Below are 17929 nucleotides of genomic sequence, written 5' to 3'. Positions count from 1 at the left end.
CTGTTCAGTCCAACGGTCCTGCTGGCGCTTGCCCTGATGGCGATCATCGTGATGATGATCCTGCCGATGCCAGCCTGGGTGCTGGATATCGGCCTCGCCGCCTCGTTCGCGCTGGCGATCCTGATCTTTACCCTGACCCTGTTCATCGAGCGACCGCTCGATTTCTCGGCCTTTCCAACGATCCTGCTCGCCTCGCTGATGCTGCGACTGTCGCTGAACGTCTCCTCGACCAAGCTGATCATCGGTCAGGGCCATACCGGGCCGAACGCCGCCGGCGACGTGATCGAGGGGTTTGCCCAGTTCGTGATGGGCGGCAGCGTGTTTCTGGGGTTGGTGGTCTTTGGCGTTCTCCTGATCGTCAACTTCATGGTGATCACCAAGGGCGCCGCCCGCATGGCCGAGGTTGGCGCGCGCTTTGCACTGGACGGCATGCCGGGCAAACAGCTGGCCATCGACAGCGACATGTCCGCAGGCGCCATCGACCATCAGGAGGCCAAGGCGAGGCGAGAGCTGGAGCAGCAGGAAACCACCTTCTTTGGCTCGCTCGACGGTGCGTCGAAATTCGTCAAGGGCGACGCCATCGCCGGGCTGCTGATCACCCTGCTGAACCTGATCATGGGCCTGATCATGGGCGTCATCGTCCACGGCATGCCGATGAGCGCCGCGTTCGAGACCTATGCCATCCTCACCGTGGGCGACGGCTTGGTTTCGCAGATTCCGGCCGTGATCATCTCGATCGCCTCTGCGTTGCTGCTGGCGCGCGGCGGCACCCAGGGCGCCACCGACAATGCGCTGTTTGCACAGCTGGGCAAACATCCGGCGGCGCTGGCCACGGTGGCGCTGTTGATGGTTCTGTTCGCGCTAGTGCCCGGCCTGCCGTTCCTGCCCTTCATCTCGGGCGGTGTGGTTCTGGGATATGCCGCCTGGAGGATGCGCCTGAAGCAGAAGCAGGAGGCCGACAGCGCCGCACGGATCACCGAGGAGCAGACCCCGGTAGCGCGTCAGGGGATCGGCGACATCCTCGATCTTGACGATGTGCACCTGGAATTCGCCCCCGATCTGGTGGGTATGGCGTTGGATCCGGGCACCGGGCTGGACGCTCGCATCGCCAATATGCGAACGCACGTGGCTTCGATCTATGGGCTGATCCTGCCAGATATCCGCCTCACCGATCAGGCCGAACTGCCCCAGGGCACCTATGTGATCAAGGTGCAGGGGGTCGAGCAGGTACGCGGCGTGCTGCACCCCGATCTGGTGCTGGCGTTGATGACCGATCATCCCGACACGCTGCCCGCGGGCGAGGACGTGACCGAGCCGGTCTATGGCGCGCCTGCCCGCTGGATCCTGCCCAAGGACCAGGAGGCGGCGGCCTTGTCGGGTGCGACCATCGTCAGCCCGCCCGAGATATTGGCCACCCATCTGCTGGAAGTGATCAAACAGAACTTTGCCCGCCTGCTGACGCTGAAATCGCTGCGCCGCCTGTTTTCCGAGATGACCCGCCTGTCCGATCCTGTCCGGTCCGAGGCCAATCAGAAACTCTTGGACGAGCTGATCCCCGACAAGGTGCCCATCGACACGCTGCACGCCGTTCTGCGCCTGCTGCTCGAGGAACGCGTGTCGATCCGAAACATGCCCCTGATCCTCGAAGCGGTGGCTGAGGCGCGGCTGGCCACCACCCAGCCCGAGGCGATCTGCGAACATGTGCGCCAGCGGCTGGGCTTTCAACTAGTGGCCGAGATGAAGCGGGCCGACGGGTCGATACCGCTGGTTCAGCTGGCGCCGGAATGGGAGGAGGCCTTTGCCACCTATCAGGTCGATGGTGCCGGCGGTGGCCTCGATATCGCGCTTCCGCCCGATCTTTTCAACAAGCTGGCCGATGGCGTTGCCAAACGCCTGTCGCAGACGGCGGGGCAGGGGATATTCGCGGCGCTGGTGACTTCGACCCGCCGCCGCCGGTTCCTGCGCACCATCCTGCGGGCGCGCGGCATTTCGAACCCGGTCCTCTCTTTCGAGGAAATCGGTATGGAAGCGCGCCCGGCGCTGGTTGGACAGGTACCCGCATGATCGCGCTGCCGCCCGAATTGCTGGCGCTGATCTCGGGCGAGCTGTGGCAGGTCTTTGCCGTGTTCCTCCGGGTTTCCGCCCTGGTCTCGGTCCTGCCCGCCTTTGGCGAACAATCGATCCCGATGCGGGTGAGGCTGGGGGTTGCCGCCGCCTTTGCCGTGATCGTGGCCCCGGCTGCGCCGGCTGCCCCCGAGGTCACAAATGTCCTGCAATTCAAAGCACTTGCCGGAACCGAGGTATTGGCTGGGCTGGTCATGGGGCTGGGTATCCGGCTGTTTGCAATGGCCTTGCAGGTGGCGGGTATGATCGCGGCGCAGGCCACATCGCTGTCGCAGCTTCTGGGCAATGCAGTGGCCGAGCCGACGCCCGCCATGGGGCATCTGCTGATGATGGGGGGGCTGGCGCTGGCGGTGATGTCGGGCCTGCATGTGCGCGTGGCCGAATTCCTGATCCACTCCTACTCGATCTTTCCGATCGGCGAGCTGCCCCATCCCGGCGATCTGAGCCAATGGGGTGTCGCCCAGGTCGGACGCATGTTCGCGCTGGCCTTCGGGCTGGCGGCGCCGTTTGTGATCGCCTCGCTGATCTATAACCTGACGCTGGGGGCCATTAACCGGGCGATGCCACAGCTTATGGTCGCCTTTGTCGGGGCGCCCGTGATCACACTTGGTGGTATGGCGCTGCTTCTTGTCGGCACACCGCTTCTGCTGTCGGTCTGGCTCGATGCGCTGTGGAGTTTCTTCCAGGATCCGGTCGGGGCACGCCCATGAGCGGACAGGACGACGACAGCGACAAGTCATTCGATCCGACCCCGCAAAAGCTCCAGAAAGCGCGGGAAAAGGGAGAGGTTGCCAAATCCGCCGACCTGTCGGTGGTGGCGGCTTATGCCGGTTTGTTGCTGGCACTGTCAGCGCTGGGCGCGGCGAGCGTGACCAAGCTGGGCACCGCGCTTAAGGTGCTGATCGGCCAGGCAGATGGCCTGTCGCGCCTTGTCTTCGAGGGGCGTGCTGGTGGGCCGGTCGGCGGGCTGATGGGAACGGTGGGGGCGGCGATCCTGCCCTGGTTCCTGGTCCCGGCGGCGGCGGTGATCCTGTCGGTTGTGGCCCAGCGCGCCTTTGTCATGGCCCCGAGCAAGCTGGTGCCCAAGATCTCGCGCATTTCGATCCTGCAAAATGCCAAGAACAAGTTCGGGCGCGGTGGCCTGTTCGAGTTTGCCAAGAGTTTCGTCAAACTTCTGCTCTATTCGGTGTGCCTGGGCTACTTCATCAAGCTGAACCTGTCCGACATCGTCTCGTCCGCAGGGATGGAGGTGCGCCAGTCAGTGCTGCTGATGGCGCGGCTGTTGATGCGGTTCATGTTCCTAGTGGCCACGGTGGCGCTAGTGATCGGCGCCATCGACTATCTGTGGCAGCATGCCGAGCATATCCGTAAGAACATGATGTCCCGCAAGGAGCTGATGGACGAGACCAAGGATGCCGAGGGCGATCCGCATATGAAGCAGAAGCGACGCCAGAAGGGTCAGGAAATCGCGATGAACCAGATGCTGGCGGATGTGCCGGGCGCCGATGTGGTGATCGTCAATCCGACCCATTACGCCGTTGCACTGAAATGGTCGCGCCTGCCCGGCGCGGCGCCGATATGCGTGGCCAAGGGAGTTGACGAGGTTGCGGCTGCGATCCGCCGCAGCGCGGCCGAGGCCGGGGTGCCGATCCATTCTGATCCGCCCACAGCGCGGGCGCTGCATGCCGGTGTCGAGATCGGGCAGGAGATTTCCGAGGAGCATTATCGCCCGGTCGCAGCCGCGATCCGCTTTGCCGAGGCGATGCGCAAACGGGCCAAGGGGAGGGCATGGTGAGACAGTCGGTGCTGGACCAGATGACACGCGTGGGAGAGGCGCTCTATCTGCGCGAATACGAGCGGATCCGCGCGGTGCTGGAGGAAGAGGCGCGGATTACGGCCCAGATTGCCAGGCTTGACGACCAGGTCCTCCGCATCCGCGCCGAGGGAACGGCCGATCATGGCTATCGCTCGGTTGGTGCTGACATCCTGTGGCAGGGGTGGGAGAGCCGGACCCGCCGCCAGCTCAACTCGGAACTGGCGCGCGCAAGGGCCAAGCGGTTGTTGATGATGGACGCGTTGAAACGTGCTTTTGGTCGCAAGCAGGCCATCGCGCAAATCGCTCAGGATGACAAATCGGCCCGGGCAAAGGCCCGCCGCAAGGCGCAGCTTGATTTGCTTACCCGTGACGCCGCGCTGCGTTAGGCCCGTTTAACCGGTACAGACGCAGAAATGCCCCACCTGCCGGCGGGGCATTGGCTTCCGGTCGGGGGAAAGGTTGGCGGTTTGGGCACCGCTCAATAGGCGTCCTGTCTGGCGATATCGACGATCAGCACGCTGACGATGTTGTCGCCGAATGCCTTTTGCGCCGATTCAAGCAAGGCGACGCGCAGCGGGTCGAGGTTTCCGGGCCGGGTAAAGGCACCGTCGAAACCGCCGATATTGGCATGGTCGAACAGAACCTGAAGAAAACCATCGCGCAGCTTGGGTTCCTTGGCGAAGAAATTCTCGCTGAAGCCGGGCTGCACCTCAAGGCTGAGCGACACTGTGGCCAGGCCGCTGATCTGGTCCTTGTGCACCAGTGGTACCACAAAGGGCTTGTTCATCTTGACGTATTCGTTGCCTGAATCCTCGGCCCCGTGATCCTCGGATGGCTCCGACTTGGCGTGATCGGCAGGTTTGGCCTTGGATGGTTTCTCTTCGCCATGGTCACTGGCCTGATCGGTCGCATCGGCGCTTTCCTGCGACGGTTTGGGACCAAGAAACATCCCGGCGCCCACCCCGGCGCCAAGACCTACAACAAGGAAAAGGACCGGAAGCAGTTTTCCCAACATGGCCGGCCTCAGAACGGCAGGACCATGTCCAGCACCTGCTGGCCATAGCGCGGTTGCTGCACATCGGTGATCTGGCCGCGACCACCATAAGACACTCGCGCCGAGGCGATCTTGTCATATGTGATCTCATTCTGGCGCGAGATATCCTCGGGTCGCACATAGCCAGAAACCAGAAGCTCGCGCAGTTCGAAATTCACCCGCAGCTCCTGCGAACCGGTAATCGACAGGACGCCGTTGGGCAGGACGTCCACCACTGTCGCGGCCACGCGCAGCGTCAGCTTCTCCTTGCGTTTCACCGAGCCCTTGCCGCCCGAGGCGCTGGTGGAATCCAACGCGACGGCGTTGCTCATCGACGCGCCTTCGGGGAGTTTCTCGTCGATCCGCTGCGGCAGGCCCAAAAGATGCGGCACTCCCAGACTTTCCGAACCCGAACGCGACCGGTTGGTGTCGTTCGAGATCTCGGCCTTTTCGTCGATTTCGATGACCACGGTCAGAATGTCGCCCTTCTTCATTGCCCGCTGATCGCCCAGCAGCGAGTTCTGGCCGCCGCTCCACAGCGACGCGCGATCGACCGAGCGTTGCGGCTGGGTGTGGAGTGGCAGGCCGGGCCAGAGCATGGCCACATGCTCGGGCGACTCGGTGTTCGGGGTAAAGCTGGGCGCCTTGCCCAGGTGATCGGCGCGGCCACAGGCCGACAGCACCACCAGCGCGGCAATCAGGGTTTTGGGGGAAGGACATTTCTGCATCATTTTACCTCGATGGAGCCATTGGGCCGAATCTGGCCGGAAACGGTGGTGCGGGATGTCAGGTTCATCACCCGGATGACATCTCCAGCCGCACCGCGACCCAGCGCGCGACCTTCGGTAGTGATGACCAGCGGGCCATTGTCGAAAAAGAGCGTCACCAGATCATTGCGGTCGACGATGGCGGGAGGGCCAACATCGTTGTACCGGATCGGCCGCCCGGGATAGAGCGCGACCCGTGCCTCTTGCCCGACCACCTCGGCGGGGTCGGTGAAGCTGCCTGGGACCTCGGCGGATTTCAGCATCAGATCCTCGGCGCCGATGATCTCCTTAGCGCGGATGGTGCGGGTGGGCACCAGCACCTCGGCTGCTGCCGTCTGCGCCAGGACAAGGGCGAGGATCGGGCCAAGATACCGCATCAACGTACCTGCGTGGTGGCGCTCATCATCTGGTCCACCGCTGAGATGACCTTGGCATTCATTTCATAGCCGCGCTGCGCCTCGATCAGTTCGGTCACCTCGCGCACCGCGTCGACCGAACTGTCCTCCAGATATCCCTGGCGCAGGGTGCCCAGCCCGTCCTCGCCCGGATTGCCGGTGATCGGCGCGCCCGAGGCCTCGGTTTCCTTGAACAGGTTGCTGCCGATCGCCTCCAGCCCCTTGGCGTTGGTGAAGCCGGCCAGCGTGACCTGGCCCAGCAGCTGGCCCTCGGCGGCATCGTCGAAATAGGCATAGACCTCTCCCGCCGCGTTGATCGAGATCGACCGCGCATCGCTGGGAATGGTGATCTGGGGCACCACCGACAGTCCATCCGAGGTAACGATCAACCCCTCGGCCGAGCGTTTCAGCGACCCGTCGCGGGTAAAGGCCGATTGGCCCGAGGGCAGCGTAACCTCGAAATAGCCGCGCCCCTCGACGGCAAGGTCCAGATCGTTGCCGGTGGCCGACAACGCGCCCTGTTCCAGATGAACCGTCACTGCTGCCGGGCGGACCCCCAGGCCAAGCTGCACGCCGGTCGGCAACACCGTGCCGTCGGCGGCATTGACTGTCCCGGCGCGGGTGATCTGCTGATAGTGCAGGTCGGCGAATTCGGCACGCCGGGCATTGTAGCCGGTGGTGTTCATGTTGGCGAGGTTGTTCGAGATCGTCTCGACCCGCATCTGCTGGGCGGACATGCCGGTGGCGGCGATTTTCAGGGCGCGCATTCAGGGGCTCCTTCGGATTGGGATCAGCGCAGCAGGCTGTTCACGGCGTTTCGGATGCGTTCGTCTTCGGCCTGGAGAAAGCTCTGGCCCAGCTCATAGGCACGCTGGACCTCGACCAACCGGGCGACCTGGTCGATCGCGTTGACATTCGACCCTTCGAGAAAGCCCTGCATGATGCTGGCGCCCTCGATCGGTTCGGTGCCGTCATCAGCGCGGAAGAACACGCCGCCCTCGCGGATCAGCCCATGCGGGTCGACTGGCTTGAACAGGCCGATCTGACCCAACAGCCGCCCGCCGCCGCTGATCGTGCCATCGGGGCCGATACGGACACCGTCGATATCCGGCGGTACAAAGATCGGTGCGCCATTGGCATCCATCAGCCGATAGCCATCAACATTGACCAGATCGCCCTGAGCGTCGGGGGTAAAGCTGCCGGCTCGGGTCAGCCGTTCGCCGCCCGGGGTTTCGAGCATAAAGAACCCCTCGCCGTCGATGGCCAAATCAAAATCACCGCCGGTCTGGGTCAGCACTCCCTGTTCCTGCGAGGTGTTGCGCACCTGACCGCGCGCCATGGACAGCGACGAGGTTCCAAGCCCGCCGCGCACGAATTCGGAAAACACCAGCCCCTGCTGGCGATAGCCCGAGGTGGCGGCATTGGCGATATTGTTGGCCACGACGCGGGTTTCGTTCAAAAGCCCGGATTGTCGCGACAGGATGGCATAGCTGGGCGTTTCCATCAGACACCTCCCGAAATCAGCGGAATGAGGGTTGTGGTGAAATAGTTGACGAGCGTCTGGGTCATAAAGCCCATCGAGATCCAGAACACGATCACGATGGCGGCGAGTTTCGGCACAAAGGTCAGCGTCATCTCCTGGATCGAGGTCAGGGCCTGGAACAGACCCACCGCCAGACCGGCGATCAGCGCCACCGACAGGATCGGGACCGAGGTGATCACCGCGATCCACAGCCCCTGTCGGACCGTGTCATAGAACAGGCCTTCGCTCATCATGGCTCAGACCGGCATCCGAAGGATTTCCTGATAGGCCTCGACCACCTTGTTGCGGACGGTGACGGCGGTTTCGACCGCCAGTTCCGACTGCGCCAATGCCTGCACAAGCGCATGCGGGTCGGCCTTGCCGATCATCGCCGATTGGGCCAGGTCTTCGCTGTGCTGCAGGGTGGCGGCAAAATCCTGGAAGGTGCTGCGCAGGCCCTGGGCGGCGCTGTCGTCCTTGGGGTCCGCCTGGGTGGCGGGGCGGGCCGAGGCATATGCCTGGGCTGCGGAGAGGCTGCGGATATCCATTCTGGCTGTCCTTTATTTGCGGAGAAGTTCCATCAGGCTTGCGGACATCTGCCGCGCCTGGTCGAAAAGCTTGAGGTTCGCTTCGTAGCTGCGTTGCGCCTCGCGGGCGTCGGCGATCTCGATCATCAGGTCGACATTCGACCCCTTGTAGTGGCCGGTCTCATCGGCCAGCGGGTGTGAGGGGTCAAAGATGTCGGGCAATTGCCGCCGATCGAGCTTGACCCGGCCGGTGGTGACACGCTCGACCCCGTCGTCGCGGCCGCGCTCTACCTCGAACGGAACCGTCTTGCGGCGATAACCCGGCGTGTCGGCGTTCGAGATATTCTCGGACACATGGCGCAGGCGGGTGGCCTGGGCACGCAGCGCGCTGGCGGTCACAGAGAGGGATTTGGAAAATTCGCTCATCTCGGCCTCCCTCACCCACGACCCAGGCCGACGCGCAGCATGTTCATCGAGGATTTGTAGATCGCGAGCGCGCGGTCATGCTGACGCTTGACCTCAACCGCCTTGAGCATCTGCTCCTCGACGCTGACATTGTTGCGGTTCGGGTCGCCCGGTCCGTCGGTTTCGAACGGTGTCCAACTGGTGGTCGAGGCCGCGGTACCATTGAGATGGCCCGCCCGGCTGGCCTGCATGGCGGTCCCGGCACTCTCGCGAGCAAAGGTTTCGGCAAAGGGGGCGATATCGCGTTCGCGGTATCCGGGCGTGTCGGCATTGGCCATGTTCTGGGCGATCACGGCCTGCCGTGTGCCTGCATGTGTTGCCATGGCGTACGCCATCTTAAAGACGTTCAAGTCCGAGAACATCGGGGCTTCTCCCTCGATCAATTTCAATCAAGGCTTAACCCCGATTCGTTTAGAAACCGTTTTCAGGAAATTGTTGGAGTTATCCCGATGACGGTCCCGGACCCCCTCGCCCTGAAAGCCGAGTTCGACAGTCTCAGCCTGGTTCGACATGTCGGGCGCGTGGCCGGCGTGGCAGGGGGTGTGATTCAGATTCAGGGACTCGCCAATCAGGCGCAGATCGGTGACCGGGTTGAATTGAAACGTAATTTCGGCCCGTCGCTAGGGGGAGAGGTGTTGCAGGTCGAAGGCAGTACCATCAACATGCTGCCCGATACCGCCCCCGAGGGCGTGTCGCTGGGAAATCGCGTGGTGCTTCATCCGATGCCGGGATTCGCGCCCGGGCGCCACTGGCTGGGGCGGGTGGTCGATCCATTCGGGCGGCCCCTGGACGGGCGCCCCCTGATGCGGGGGGCCAAAGCGCGCGACCTGATGCGGCCACCGCCGCCTGCCGTGCAGCGCAAACCCTTGGGTCAGCGGATGGCGACCGGGCTTTGTGCACTGAACACTTTGTTGCCCATCGTATGTGGCCAGCGGGTTGGTCTTTTTGCCGGGTCGGGGGTTGGCAAATCCAGCCTGCTCGCCACGCTGGCCAAGTCGATGCAGGCGGATGCGGTTGTGGTCGCGCTGATCGGGGAGCGGGGGCGCGAGGTCAACGAGTTCGTGGCCAAGGCGCTGGGCCCCGAGGGGCTGGCGCGCTCGGTCATCGTCGCGGCCACTTCGGATCAGTCCGCATTGGTTCGCCGCCGCTGCGCCTGGGCCGCAATGACTGTGGCCGAGAGCTTGCGCGACGAGGGGTTGAGTGTTCTCTACCTGGCGGACTCGATCACCCGTTTCGCCGAGGCGCATCGCGAGATTTCCGCCGCCATGGGCGAGGCCCCGGCGCTCAGGGGTTATCCGCCTTCGGTCACACCGTTGATCACCGGCCTGTGTGAACGCGCCGGTCCGGGGACCGAGAAACAAGGCGATATCACAGGTGTTTTCAGTGTGTTGGTGGCAGGGTCGGACATGGACGAACCGGTCGCCGATATCCTGCGCGGTGTTCTGGACGGCCATATCGTTTTGAACCGAGAGATCGCCGAACGTGGTCGCTTTCCCGCCATCGACATCAGCCGTTCGGTCTCGCGCAGCTTGCCGGACGCGGCTACGCCCGAGCAGAACGCACTGATCGGCGAGGCGCGGCGCCTGATCAGTGCTTACGAGCAATCCGAGGTGATGATCAAGGCGGGGTTGTATACAGAGGGGGCAGACCCGTTACTGGACCAGGCGGTTCGGATCTGGCCCGAACTGGATGCGTTTCTGGCCCGACCCGACTCTCAGGGGATCGAGAACAGTTTCTCACGTCTGCAGCTGGTGCTGCGCCGTGCCAGATCCGGCCCCCGCCACTAGACGCGGGCCGGGGTCGTGTCAGTCGGCGTCGGCCACACCCTCGGCGCGCAGCCGCGCGCGGCGGGCGCGATAGCTGGGCAGCAGTACCAGGATCACCGCCAGCGCCAGGAGCCCCATGGTCATAGATCGTTCCAGGATAAAGCCCAACCCGTCATAGAGCTGCATGGCGCGGGCAAAGTTATTCTCAAGCATCGACCCCAGGATGAAACCGATGAGCAGCGGTGCCAGTGGGTAGTCTGCAAATCGCAGCACCGTGGCGCAGACGCCGAGCCCCACCAGGATCAAGAGTTCGGTGGCGTTGTTCTGACCAATATACGCCCCCATCAGGGTAAAGAACAGGATGAACGGGATCAGGAAGGTCCGCGGGACCGTGAGGATCTTGGCGATATAGGGGATCAGCGGCAGGTTCAGGATCAACAGGATCAGGTTGCCCAGGTACATTGAAATGATGACTGCCCAGAAGATCTGTGGATCGTCCACCATAAGACGTGGTCCGGGCGTGACGTTCAGCGCGATCAATGCGCCGAGGAGAATCGCGGTGGTCCCCGACCCTGGAATGCCCAGGGTGAGAAGCGGAACGAAGGATCCGGTGCAGGCGGCGTTATTGGCGCTTTCGGGTGCGGCCAATCCCTTGAGCGACCCCTTGCCGAACTCCGCCTGCTCGGCTTTGGGGGCAATGTTACGTTCGACCGCGTAACCGAGGAAACTGGCGATTGTCGCGCCTGCGCCGGGCAGAACACCAATCAGGAAACCCTGCACCGATTGCCGCCCGATCACTGGCGCGATGGATCTCGCCTCGGCCCTTGTGATGCGCAGGTCCTTGATCGCCTTGCCATCACCGCCCTGGTTGGACCGCGAGGGATCGAGCACGAGATAAAGCGCCTCGGGCAGGGCGAACATCGCCATAGCCAGCGTGATGAACCCAAACCCGGATTGCAGATCCATCACTCCCATGGTGAAGCGCGGCATATTGAAAAGCGCGCCCTCGCCCACAGTGGCCATGATCAGACCGAGAAGCGTCATCAACAGCGCCTTGCCGACCTGTCCTGATCCGGCAAAGGCGGCAATGGCTGACAGACCCACCACCATCAGTGCGAAATACTCGGCCGAATGGAAGAGCAGCGCGACCGAGGCCAGCGCGGGTGCGAAAACCATCAGCAGGATCGCCCCGATGGTGCCGCCGCAAAAACTGGCGATCGCGGCCACCGTCAGCGCCTTGCCAGCCTTACCCTGCCGCGCCAGGGGATAGCCGTCGAAACTGGTCGCAACGGTCGAGGCAACGCCAGGCGCATTGATCAGGATCGACGATGTGGACCCGCCGAAGATCGCGCCATAGTAGACGCCCGCCAGCAGGATCAGCGCTGCAGACGGATCGCCAATGGTGATCGCGACCGGGATCATGATGGCGATGATCGACATCGGACCAAGCCCAGGCAGCATGCCAATGAATGTTCCGATCAGACAGCCACCGATGACCATCAGAATATTTGTGAGCGAAAAGGCTGTCGCCAGCCCGATCATCAGACCTTCGAGCATATCAGCCTCCGTTTGCCATGAATGCGGGCCAGGGACTGAGGAAGATCCCCAGCACCACCTGAACCAGATACCAGACCAGCCCGGCGGCAATCGCAGCCACCGGCAGCAGGATGTAAAGCCGCCGTTCACCAAGGATCAGCGAGCCAGTTGTCAGAAAGGCGAGGGTTGAAAGCAGAAACCCAAAGGGCCGCAACAGCAACGCATAGGCTACCATGAGTACGAGCAGCATGAGCGCTTGGCCAAGTTTGTACTCGGTCAACCGAAGATAATTAATCTCCATCGGTTTTGGTTCAGCCGCGCCCTTTTCGAGACCCAGGAGAACAGTCAGCGCAGTCAGAACAGCAAGAACTGACAGGATCTTGGGAAAGGTGCTTGGCCAGATCGGGTTGCGTTTCATGAACGGGGGGAGACCCGCATCCATGTTGAAAAAGGCGGCATAGCCATAGGCCAGGCAGATCATGAGGATGACCAGTGCGATCCATCGGTCAAGTGCCATGGGTGTCTCCGGGTCGGTCGTGTTGAAGGTGGATGGGGGCACTGCCCCCGCCGCCCTGGCGGGCGACTCTCCTGGGATATTTTCGGCAAGATGAAGGACGATGTTAACCTTGTTTCCCTAGGTTTGGATCACGGTACAGGCTGGGAAGCCGATGACCGTGCAAGGGGAAGGTTATGCTTCTTCGGTGGAGGGGAGGGCGGGCCGCTCTCCCCTTTCTCTTGCTTCAAATATCCCGGGAGCGCGAGGGTGGAACCCTCGCACATCACAGACGAGCGCGGCGTAGCCGCACCTTTGGATTAGAGAAAACCCAGCTTGCGCATCAGATCCCCGATCTGCTGTTCCTGTTTTTCCAGGAAGGCACGGAAATCGTCACCGCTGTTATGGATGTTGACCCAACCGTTGCGGGCGCGCACGGCTTCCCACTCGGGAGTGTCGTACATCTTGGCAATCGCGTCCTGATAGGCGGCAAGCCGGTCCTCGGGTAGGCCGGGCGCGCCAAAGAATCCACGCCAGTTCACAAAACTCGTGTCGATCCCCTGTTCCTTCATCGTCGGGGCGTCGGGATAGGCGGCGACCCGATCATCCGAGGTGACGCCGATGATCTTGACCTCGCCCGCATTCGCCAGATCCACCGCTTCGGAGAAGCCGGTGCTGAGCCCGGCGATCTCTCCCGAGAGGAGCGCCGCCATCGCCTTGCCGCCGGCGTCATAGGGGATGTATTTCACCGCCAGCGCGTCCTTGCCAGCGGCCTCCATGACCATAGCGGCGACCAGATGGTCCATGCCGCCTGGAACCGAACCACCACCAATGGCGGTACCACCCGGGTCGGCGTCAAAAGCGGCGAGAAGGTCGTTCATCGAGTTCACTGGGCTGTCCTTGCTCACCACGATGGCGGCATAGTCGCCGATGGTTCCGGCGACCAGGGTCAGGTCACGGAAGTTCTGTGGGAAGACTCCGGTCAGCGAGCGGATGATGATCGGGGTCGAGTTGACCATCAGCGTGCCGTGGTTCGAGGCGGCGTTTTCGATCAGGTAGCCAATCGCCTTGCCGCCGCCGCCGCCGGACATGTTTTCATAACTGGCGGTGCCTACGAGGCCCGCTGCGGTCAGTGCCTCGCCGGTGCCGCGTGCGGTGCCGTCCCAACCGCCGCCGGCGCCGCCGGGGACGAGGAAATGGATGCTGTCGACCACCGGTTCGGCCATGGCCGGCGTGGAAAAGGCAAATGCCGCCGATGCGGCGGCCATCATGACCCGGCGGGTCAGGTTCAGTTTCGTCATTGTGTCCTCCCGTTTGACAAAGCGGGTTTCGCTTGCCCATGTGAAAGGAAAGCCATGTAAAGCTGACACCAACCTGTCGCATCCGGTTGAAGAGGAGAGGTACCCCATGCGGTTCCTGTTGGTCGAAGACAATCTGAGCCTTGCTGCGGCTATCCTGGATCGGCTGCGCCTGGACGGGCATGTGGTAGATCATGCAGAGAATATCTCGGTTGCCGAAGAGTTTGTGGTAACGGCAGATTACGATTTGATTTTGCTGGATATTATGTTGCCCGATGGGGATGGTCGTACCTTTCTCAAGACGCAGCGCGATCATCTCAGCGAGACCCCGGTCATCGTTCTGACCGCGCGATCCGAGGTGTCCGACCGGGTCGGTGTTCTGGACCTCGGCGCCGATGATTATCTGACCAAACCCTTCGACTTTGCCGAGCTGGAGGCACGCTGCCGGGCGGTTCTGCGGCGGCGCGGAGGGCGTCCATCGAACCAGAAACGAATCGGGGCGCTGATCTTTGATCCACTGTCGGGTGTTCTGGAAGTAGCTGGCGTCGATGTGCCCCTGCGGAACAAGGAATTGCGGCTGTTGGAGATCTTTCTGGCCGCTCCGGATCAGATTTTCTCCAAGGCACGATTGGTGGACCGGCTGTTTTCTTACGACGAGGAAGTGTCCGAGAATGCGATCGAGGTCTATGTGGCCCGGCTGCGCAAGAAGATCACCGGTTCGGGTGTCGAGATTCAAACGGTGCGCGGGTTGGGGTACCGGATGCGGACGCAATGAGTGACAGTTTGCGCATCAGCGGTTCAATCCGGCGGCGGCTGACGATACAGCTGGTCGGCAGCGCGGCGGTGCTGGCGGCGCTGCTGTTTCTGATCGTGCAAACCTTTACCCGTGATCTGGCGGAGGAGACGCATGACCGGATCCTGCTGGCCTCGGCCACCTCGATCATGGACGCAATCTCGGTGCGGGCGGGAGAGGTGACCGTAGACCTTCCCTATGCTGCGTTGTCGATGCTGAGCAATGTCAGCGATGATAGGGTGTTCTATCGGGTCATGCTGGGGGTCGAAACACTGACCGGTTATGACGATCTGCCCGTACCCGAACCCGGGTCACGAGAAACCGGAGCAAGGTTCGAGACGCTGGTCTACAAAGGCGAAACCGTGCGGATGGCGACGACGGTACGCTGGCTGTCGCGCAACGGGGTTTCCACACCCCTTATCATCTCTGTGGCGCAGACCCGGACTGGACAGACCGAACGGTTGGCGGCCTTGACCCGGACCGCATTGTTGCTGGGGGCGGGCTTCTTTGCCGTGGCGGTTCTCTTGGCTGTCTGGACGGCGCAATCCTCGATCCGGCCGCTTCGGCAACTGGCGGGCATGGTGTCGCGTCGGGGGCCAACCGATCTGCGCCCGGTCACGCGCCCGGTTCCGGCCGAAATGGCGCCACTGGTCCGATCCCTCAACAGCTTTATAGACCGGTTGGGCCTGTCTCTCTCGCGGTCCGAGGATTTCATTGCCGAAGCGGCGCACCGGGTGCGGACTCCGCTGGCAACGGTGCGGACCCAGGCAGAGAATACCCTGCACCGGATCGAGCGACCGGAAAACCGGACTGCACTGCGCGAGATGATCCGTGCCATCGACGAAAGCTCTCGCGCGGCGGGGCAACTGCTGGATCATGCTATGGTCAGCTTTCGCACTGACAGTCTTGAGCGCAAACCATTCGATCTGGCCGAGCTGACTGCCGAACTGGTGAACCGGTTGCGGCCAGTCGCCGACCTGAAGGATATCGATCTGGAACTCGAGATGACGGGCGCGCATGCCATGGCAGGTGACCCGATCCTTGTGCAGAACGCGGTACGCAACCTCTTGGACAACGCGATCAAATATGCACCCGAGGAAACCCGTATCATGGTATCGGTTCGGGGTGATGCGACGGCTCATATCCTGTGCATCCGCGATGCGGCAGGTGGGTTTCCCGAGGATGAGATGGGTAGCCTGACTGAACGTTTTGTAAGAGGCCGCAATGCCGAGGGCACGGTCGGGTCCGGTTTGGGCCTGACGATTGCCCGCGAGGTGGCCGAGGCGCATGGGGGGTGGCTGGAAATCGCCAACACAAAGGATGGAACCGGCGCATGCGTCTGTCTGCACTTTCCCTCTGCTTGACCCTTTGGGCGGCTGTCGTCTGCGCTTTCGAGGTCGAGGAACACGCGCGTTTCGGTCCTGCCGAGGCACGCGTTCTGCGCATCCTGTCAACGACTGATATCGATATCCTGCGCCCGCTGATCGATAGTTTTTTGCGGAGCCGTACAGGGGTCGCGGTCGATTATACCGCAGCCAGCAGCGCTCAGGTGATGCAGGCCATCGTTGCAGAGAATGCACGGTTCGACCTTGTCCTGTCCTCGGCGATGGATTTGCAGATAAAGCTGGCCAATGATGGGTTTACCCGACCTCATCGTTCGGCCTGGACGCCGCTTGTCCCGGATTGGGGCAATTGGCGCGATCATGTCTTTGCCTTTTCGCAGGAAACGGCCTCGGTCGTTCTGTCTCGCGCGGCCTTCGCCGGTGAAGAGCCGCCGCGAACCCGTCAGGACCTGATTGACCTGCTCAGACGCGACCCGGACCGGTTTCAGGGCCGGGTTGGCACCTATGACGTTACAGTCAGCGGTCTGGGATATCTGTTCGCGACCCAGGATGCACGAACAGCCGAGAGTTACTGGCGGCTGATGGAGGTTCTGGGCGGCTTGCAGGTCAGGCTGTATTGCTGTTCTGGTGAAATGATCGAGGCGGTGGCCGAGGGCCGCATCGACCTGGCCTATAACGTGTTGGGCAGCTACGCGCGGGCACGCACCGATTTGGCCGAGCGTATTCTTGTGGTCGAGCCCGAAGAATACACAAACATGATGATGCGCACGGCGGTCATCCTTGGCGAGGCGGCCGAGCCCGATCTTGCCGGTGCATTTGTCGACCACCTGATTGCGGCGGCGTGGTCCGACCCGCCTGCGCCGGACTATCCTTTTCTGGACCCGCCCGAGACCGCTCGCCCGGTTGGGGCGTCTCTGCGTCCAATTGCGTTGGGGCCCGGATTGCTGGTGTTTCTGGATCGGCTCAAGCGGCAGCGGTTCTTGGAGGAATGGCGTAACGCGGTTCAGCAACAGTGATCGCCGTGGGCGTGATAACCCGACAATCTTATATGTTATGCCTCTGTTAACGCCTCGCCTGATATCCCTGATTTCGGGTGAAAAGGAAGGTGGTGGAGATGGGTGCGCATTCCAATGCGGCGCCGATCATCATCAAGAAAAAGAAATCGGGTGGTGGCGACGGTCACCACGGTGGCGCGTGGAAGGTGGCCTATGCCGACTTCGTAACCGCCATGATGGCTTTTTTCATGTTGATGTGGCTGCTGAACGCAACGACGGAAAAACAACGCAAGGGTCTGGCCGACTATTTCTCGGATTCGATACCGATCAACCCGGTGTCGGGGGGCGGCGACGGATCCTTTGGCGGTGACAGCATGTTCTCGGAAAACGTAATGGTTACGACGGGAACCGGCGGCGTCAATCGCAGGCGGGCCGATGCCAACCGGTCGCGCGGGTCGACCGGGGTCGACCGGCAGGGCGGCGAAGGCCAGCCGCTGGAAGAGTTCAGGACGCTGGAGGCCGCCTTGCAGGGGCGGGGGGGCGAGAGCCTGGTGTCCGAACAGCTGCGCAAGCATATCGTGACCCGCGTGACCGATGAGGGGCTAATCGTCGAACTGATCTCGACTGACGAATCGCCGCTGTTCGATACCGGGACGGACCGACCCACCCAGTTGATGAAGGACCTTGCCAAGGTAGTGGTACGCGCGTCGGAGCTGGTTTCCAACGGCATTGCCCTGGGTGGGCATATCCGGGCGCATCCGGTGGTTCTGGCGCGAAACCCCGCCTGGGAACTGTCCACCGCGCGGGCCGAACGGACACGGGTGCTGTTTGAGGGTTTGGGGATGAAAGAGGAACGTATTCAACGTGTTACCGGGCATGCAGACCGCAAGCTGACAGACAAGAACCCGATGGCCGCGCGAAATGATCGGATCGAGGTCGTCTTTCTGCGCAGTTGAAAGGGTCTAGATAAGAGGAATTTTAGCTGTTAGCGCGCTGTTAAGCGGTCGGGCGTTACCTGTTGCATCAGTTTTACGTGATGCAGCAGAAAGGCGTATC

The 17929-nt window shown here is 62.4% G+C and carries 21 protein-coding genes; 9 read left to right on the top strand and 12 right to left on the bottom strand.

Annotated features, from left to right (window positions below):
• Positions 1-36: 36 nt before the first annotated feature.
• From flhA to AC2FNA_RS06710, 4 genes are read left to right on the top strand one after another with little or no spacing between them, the layout of a single operon-like run.
• Positions 37-2064: a flagellar biosynthesis protein FlhA gene (gene flhA / locus AC2FNA_RS06725; RefSeq protein WP_496825273.1), complete on the top strand. Its 2028-nt coding sequence runs from the start codon at positions 37-39 to the stop codon at positions 2062-2064.
• On the top strand, positions 2061-2834 hold the full coding sequence (locus AC2FNA_RS06720) for a flagellar biosynthetic protein FliR (RefSeq protein WP_496825256.1): 774 nt from the start codon (positions 2061-2063) through the stop codon (positions 2832-2834). The genes flhA and AC2FNA_RS06720 overlap by 4 nt, the downstream gene beginning before the upstream one ends.
• Positions 2831-3919: a flagellar type III secretion system protein FlhB gene (flhB, locus tag AC2FNA_RS06715; protein WP_496825255.1), complete on the top strand. Its 1089-nt coding sequence runs from the start codon at positions 2831-2833 to the stop codon at positions 3917-3919. The genes AC2FNA_RS06720 and flhB overlap by 4 nt, the downstream gene beginning before the upstream one ends.
• A complete protein-coding gene (locus AC2FNA_RS06710; RefSeq protein ID WP_496825254.1) occupies positions 3913-4326 on the top strand; it encodes a hypothetical protein in 414 nt (137 codons plus the stop codon). Before flhB ends, AC2FNA_RS06710 begins: the two co-directional genes overlap by 7 nt.
• A 92-nt stretch (positions 4327-4418) precedes the next feature.
• Here AC2FNA_RS06710 and AC2FNA_RS06705 read toward each other — a convergent pair whose 3' ends face one another.
• The 9 genes from AC2FNA_RS06705 to AC2FNA_RS06665 are packed head-to-tail and all read right to left on the bottom strand — an operon-like array spanning position 4419 to position 9011.
• Complete coding sequence (locus AC2FNA_RS06705; RefSeq protein ID WP_496825253.1) at positions 4419-4955, bottom strand: flagellar basal body-associated protein FliL; 537 nt, start codon at positions 4953-4955, stop codon at positions 4419-4421.
• 8 nt (positions 4956-4963) lie between these two features.
• Entirely contained in the window at positions 4964-5704 is a 741-nt protein-coding gene (flgH, locus tag AC2FNA_RS06700) for a flagellar basal body L-ring protein FlgH (protein WP_496825252.1), read from the bottom strand.
• Positions 5701-6117 (bottom strand): flagellar basal body P-ring formation chaperone FlgA, encoded by a 417-nt coding sequence (gene flgA, locus AC2FNA_RS06695; protein ID WP_496825251.1) that lies wholly within the window; start codon positions 6115-6117, stop codon positions 5701-5703. The genes flgH and flgA overlap by 4 nt, the downstream gene beginning before the upstream one ends.
• Positions 6117-6902, bottom strand: coding sequence for a flagellar basal-body rod protein FlgG (flgG, locus tag AC2FNA_RS06690; protein ID WP_496825250.1), 786 nt, complete (start codon positions 6900-6902; stop codon positions 6117-6119). Before flgG ends, flgA begins: the two co-directional genes overlap by 1 nt.
• A 23-nt stretch (positions 6903-6925) precedes the next feature.
• Complete coding sequence (locus AC2FNA_RS06685; RefSeq protein WP_496825249.1) at positions 6926-7639, bottom strand: flagellar hook-basal body complex protein; 714 nt, start codon at positions 7637-7639, stop codon at positions 6926-6928.
• Entirely contained in the window at positions 7639-7911 is a 273-nt protein-coding gene (locus AC2FNA_RS06680) for a flagellar biosynthetic protein FliQ (protein ID WP_011045948.1), read from the bottom strand. The genes AC2FNA_RS06685 and AC2FNA_RS06680 overlap by 1 nt, the downstream gene beginning before the upstream one ends.
• A 3-nt stretch (positions 7912-7914) precedes the next feature.
• Complete coding sequence (gene fliE / locus AC2FNA_RS06675) at positions 7915-8205, bottom strand: flagellar hook-basal body complex protein FliE (RefSeq protein WP_496825248.1); 291 nt, start codon at positions 8203-8205, stop codon at positions 7915-7917.
• Positions 8206-8217: 12 nt separating this feature from the next.
• Entirely contained in the window at positions 8218-8610 is a 393-nt protein-coding gene (flgC, locus tag AC2FNA_RS06670; protein WP_234139986.1) for a flagellar basal body rod protein FlgC, read from the bottom strand.
• An 11-nt stretch (positions 8611-8621) separates the two neighbouring features.
• The gene (locus tag AC2FNA_RS06665) at positions 8622-9011 is read right to left on the bottom strand and encodes a FlgB family protein (protein WP_496825247.1); all 390 of its coding nucleotides are present in this window, start codon (positions 9009-9011) and stop codon (positions 8622-8624) included.
• An 87-nt stretch (positions 9012-9098) separates the two neighbouring features.
• Between AC2FNA_RS06665 and AC2FNA_RS06660 the strand changes: the two genes are divergently transcribed.
• Entirely contained in the window at positions 9099-10436 is a 1338-nt protein-coding gene (locus AC2FNA_RS06660) for a FliI/YscN family ATPase (RefSeq protein WP_496825246.1), read from the top strand.
• Between the two features lie 18 nt (positions 10437-10454).
• On the opposite strand, the gene AC2FNA_RS06655 is transcribed toward AC2FNA_RS06660, so the two are convergent.
• The 3 genes from AC2FNA_RS06655 to AC2FNA_RS06645 form a co-directional block, all read right to left on the bottom strand.
• The gene (locus AC2FNA_RS06655) at positions 10455-11972 is read right to left on the bottom strand and encodes a tripartite tricarboxylate transporter permease (protein WP_496825245.1); all 1518 of its coding nucleotides are present in this window, start codon (positions 11970-11972) and stop codon (positions 10455-10457) included.
• 1 nt (position 11973) lies between these two features.
• The gene (locus AC2FNA_RS06650; RefSeq protein ID WP_496825244.1) at positions 11974-12468 is read right to left on the bottom strand and encodes a tripartite tricarboxylate transporter TctB family protein; all 495 of its coding nucleotides are present in this window, start codon (positions 12466-12468) and stop codon (positions 11974-11976) included.
• 296 nt (positions 12469-12764) lie between these two features.
• Positions 12765-13745: a tripartite tricarboxylate transporter substrate binding protein gene (locus tag AC2FNA_RS06645; RefSeq protein WP_496825243.1), complete on the bottom strand. Its 981-nt coding sequence runs from the start codon at positions 13743-13745 to the stop codon at positions 12765-12767.
• A gap of 106 nt (positions 13746-13851) precedes the next feature.
• On the opposite strand from AC2FNA_RS06645, the gene AC2FNA_RS06640 reads away from it, so the two are divergent.
• The 4 genes from AC2FNA_RS06640 to AC2FNA_RS06625 all read left to right on the top strand — a co-directional run bounded on the left by AC2FNA_RS06640 (position 13852) and on the right by AC2FNA_RS06625 (position 17829).
• Positions 13852-14517, top strand: a complete 666-nt coding sequence (locus AC2FNA_RS06640) for a response regulator transcription factor (protein ID WP_496825242.1) — start codon at positions 13852-13854, stop codon at positions 14515-14517.
• Positions 14514-15899 (top strand): sensor histidine kinase, encoded by a 1386-nt coding sequence (locus AC2FNA_RS06635; protein ID WP_496825241.1) that lies wholly within the window; start codon positions 14514-14516, stop codon positions 15897-15899. Before AC2FNA_RS06640 ends, AC2FNA_RS06635 begins: the two co-directional genes overlap by 4 nt.
• Positions 15896-16894 (top strand): ABC transporter substrate-binding protein, encoded by a 999-nt coding sequence (locus tag AC2FNA_RS06630; protein ID WP_496825240.1) that lies wholly within the window; start codon positions 15896-15898, stop codon positions 16892-16894. Before AC2FNA_RS06635 ends, AC2FNA_RS06630 begins: the two co-directional genes overlap by 4 nt.
• Before the next feature lie 98 nt (positions 16895-16992).
• A complete protein-coding gene (locus tag AC2FNA_RS06625; RefSeq protein WP_496825239.1) occupies positions 16993-17829 on the top strand; it encodes a flagellar motor protein MotB in 837 nt (278 codons plus the stop codon).
• Positions 17830-17929: the final 100 nt, after the last annotated feature.

It is taken from the genome of Ruegeria sp. YKSD163, from assembly GCF_059612905.1.
The sequence above is the reverse complement of the archived record's forward strand: the minus strand, read 5'-3'. Positions and strand labels throughout refer to the sequence as shown.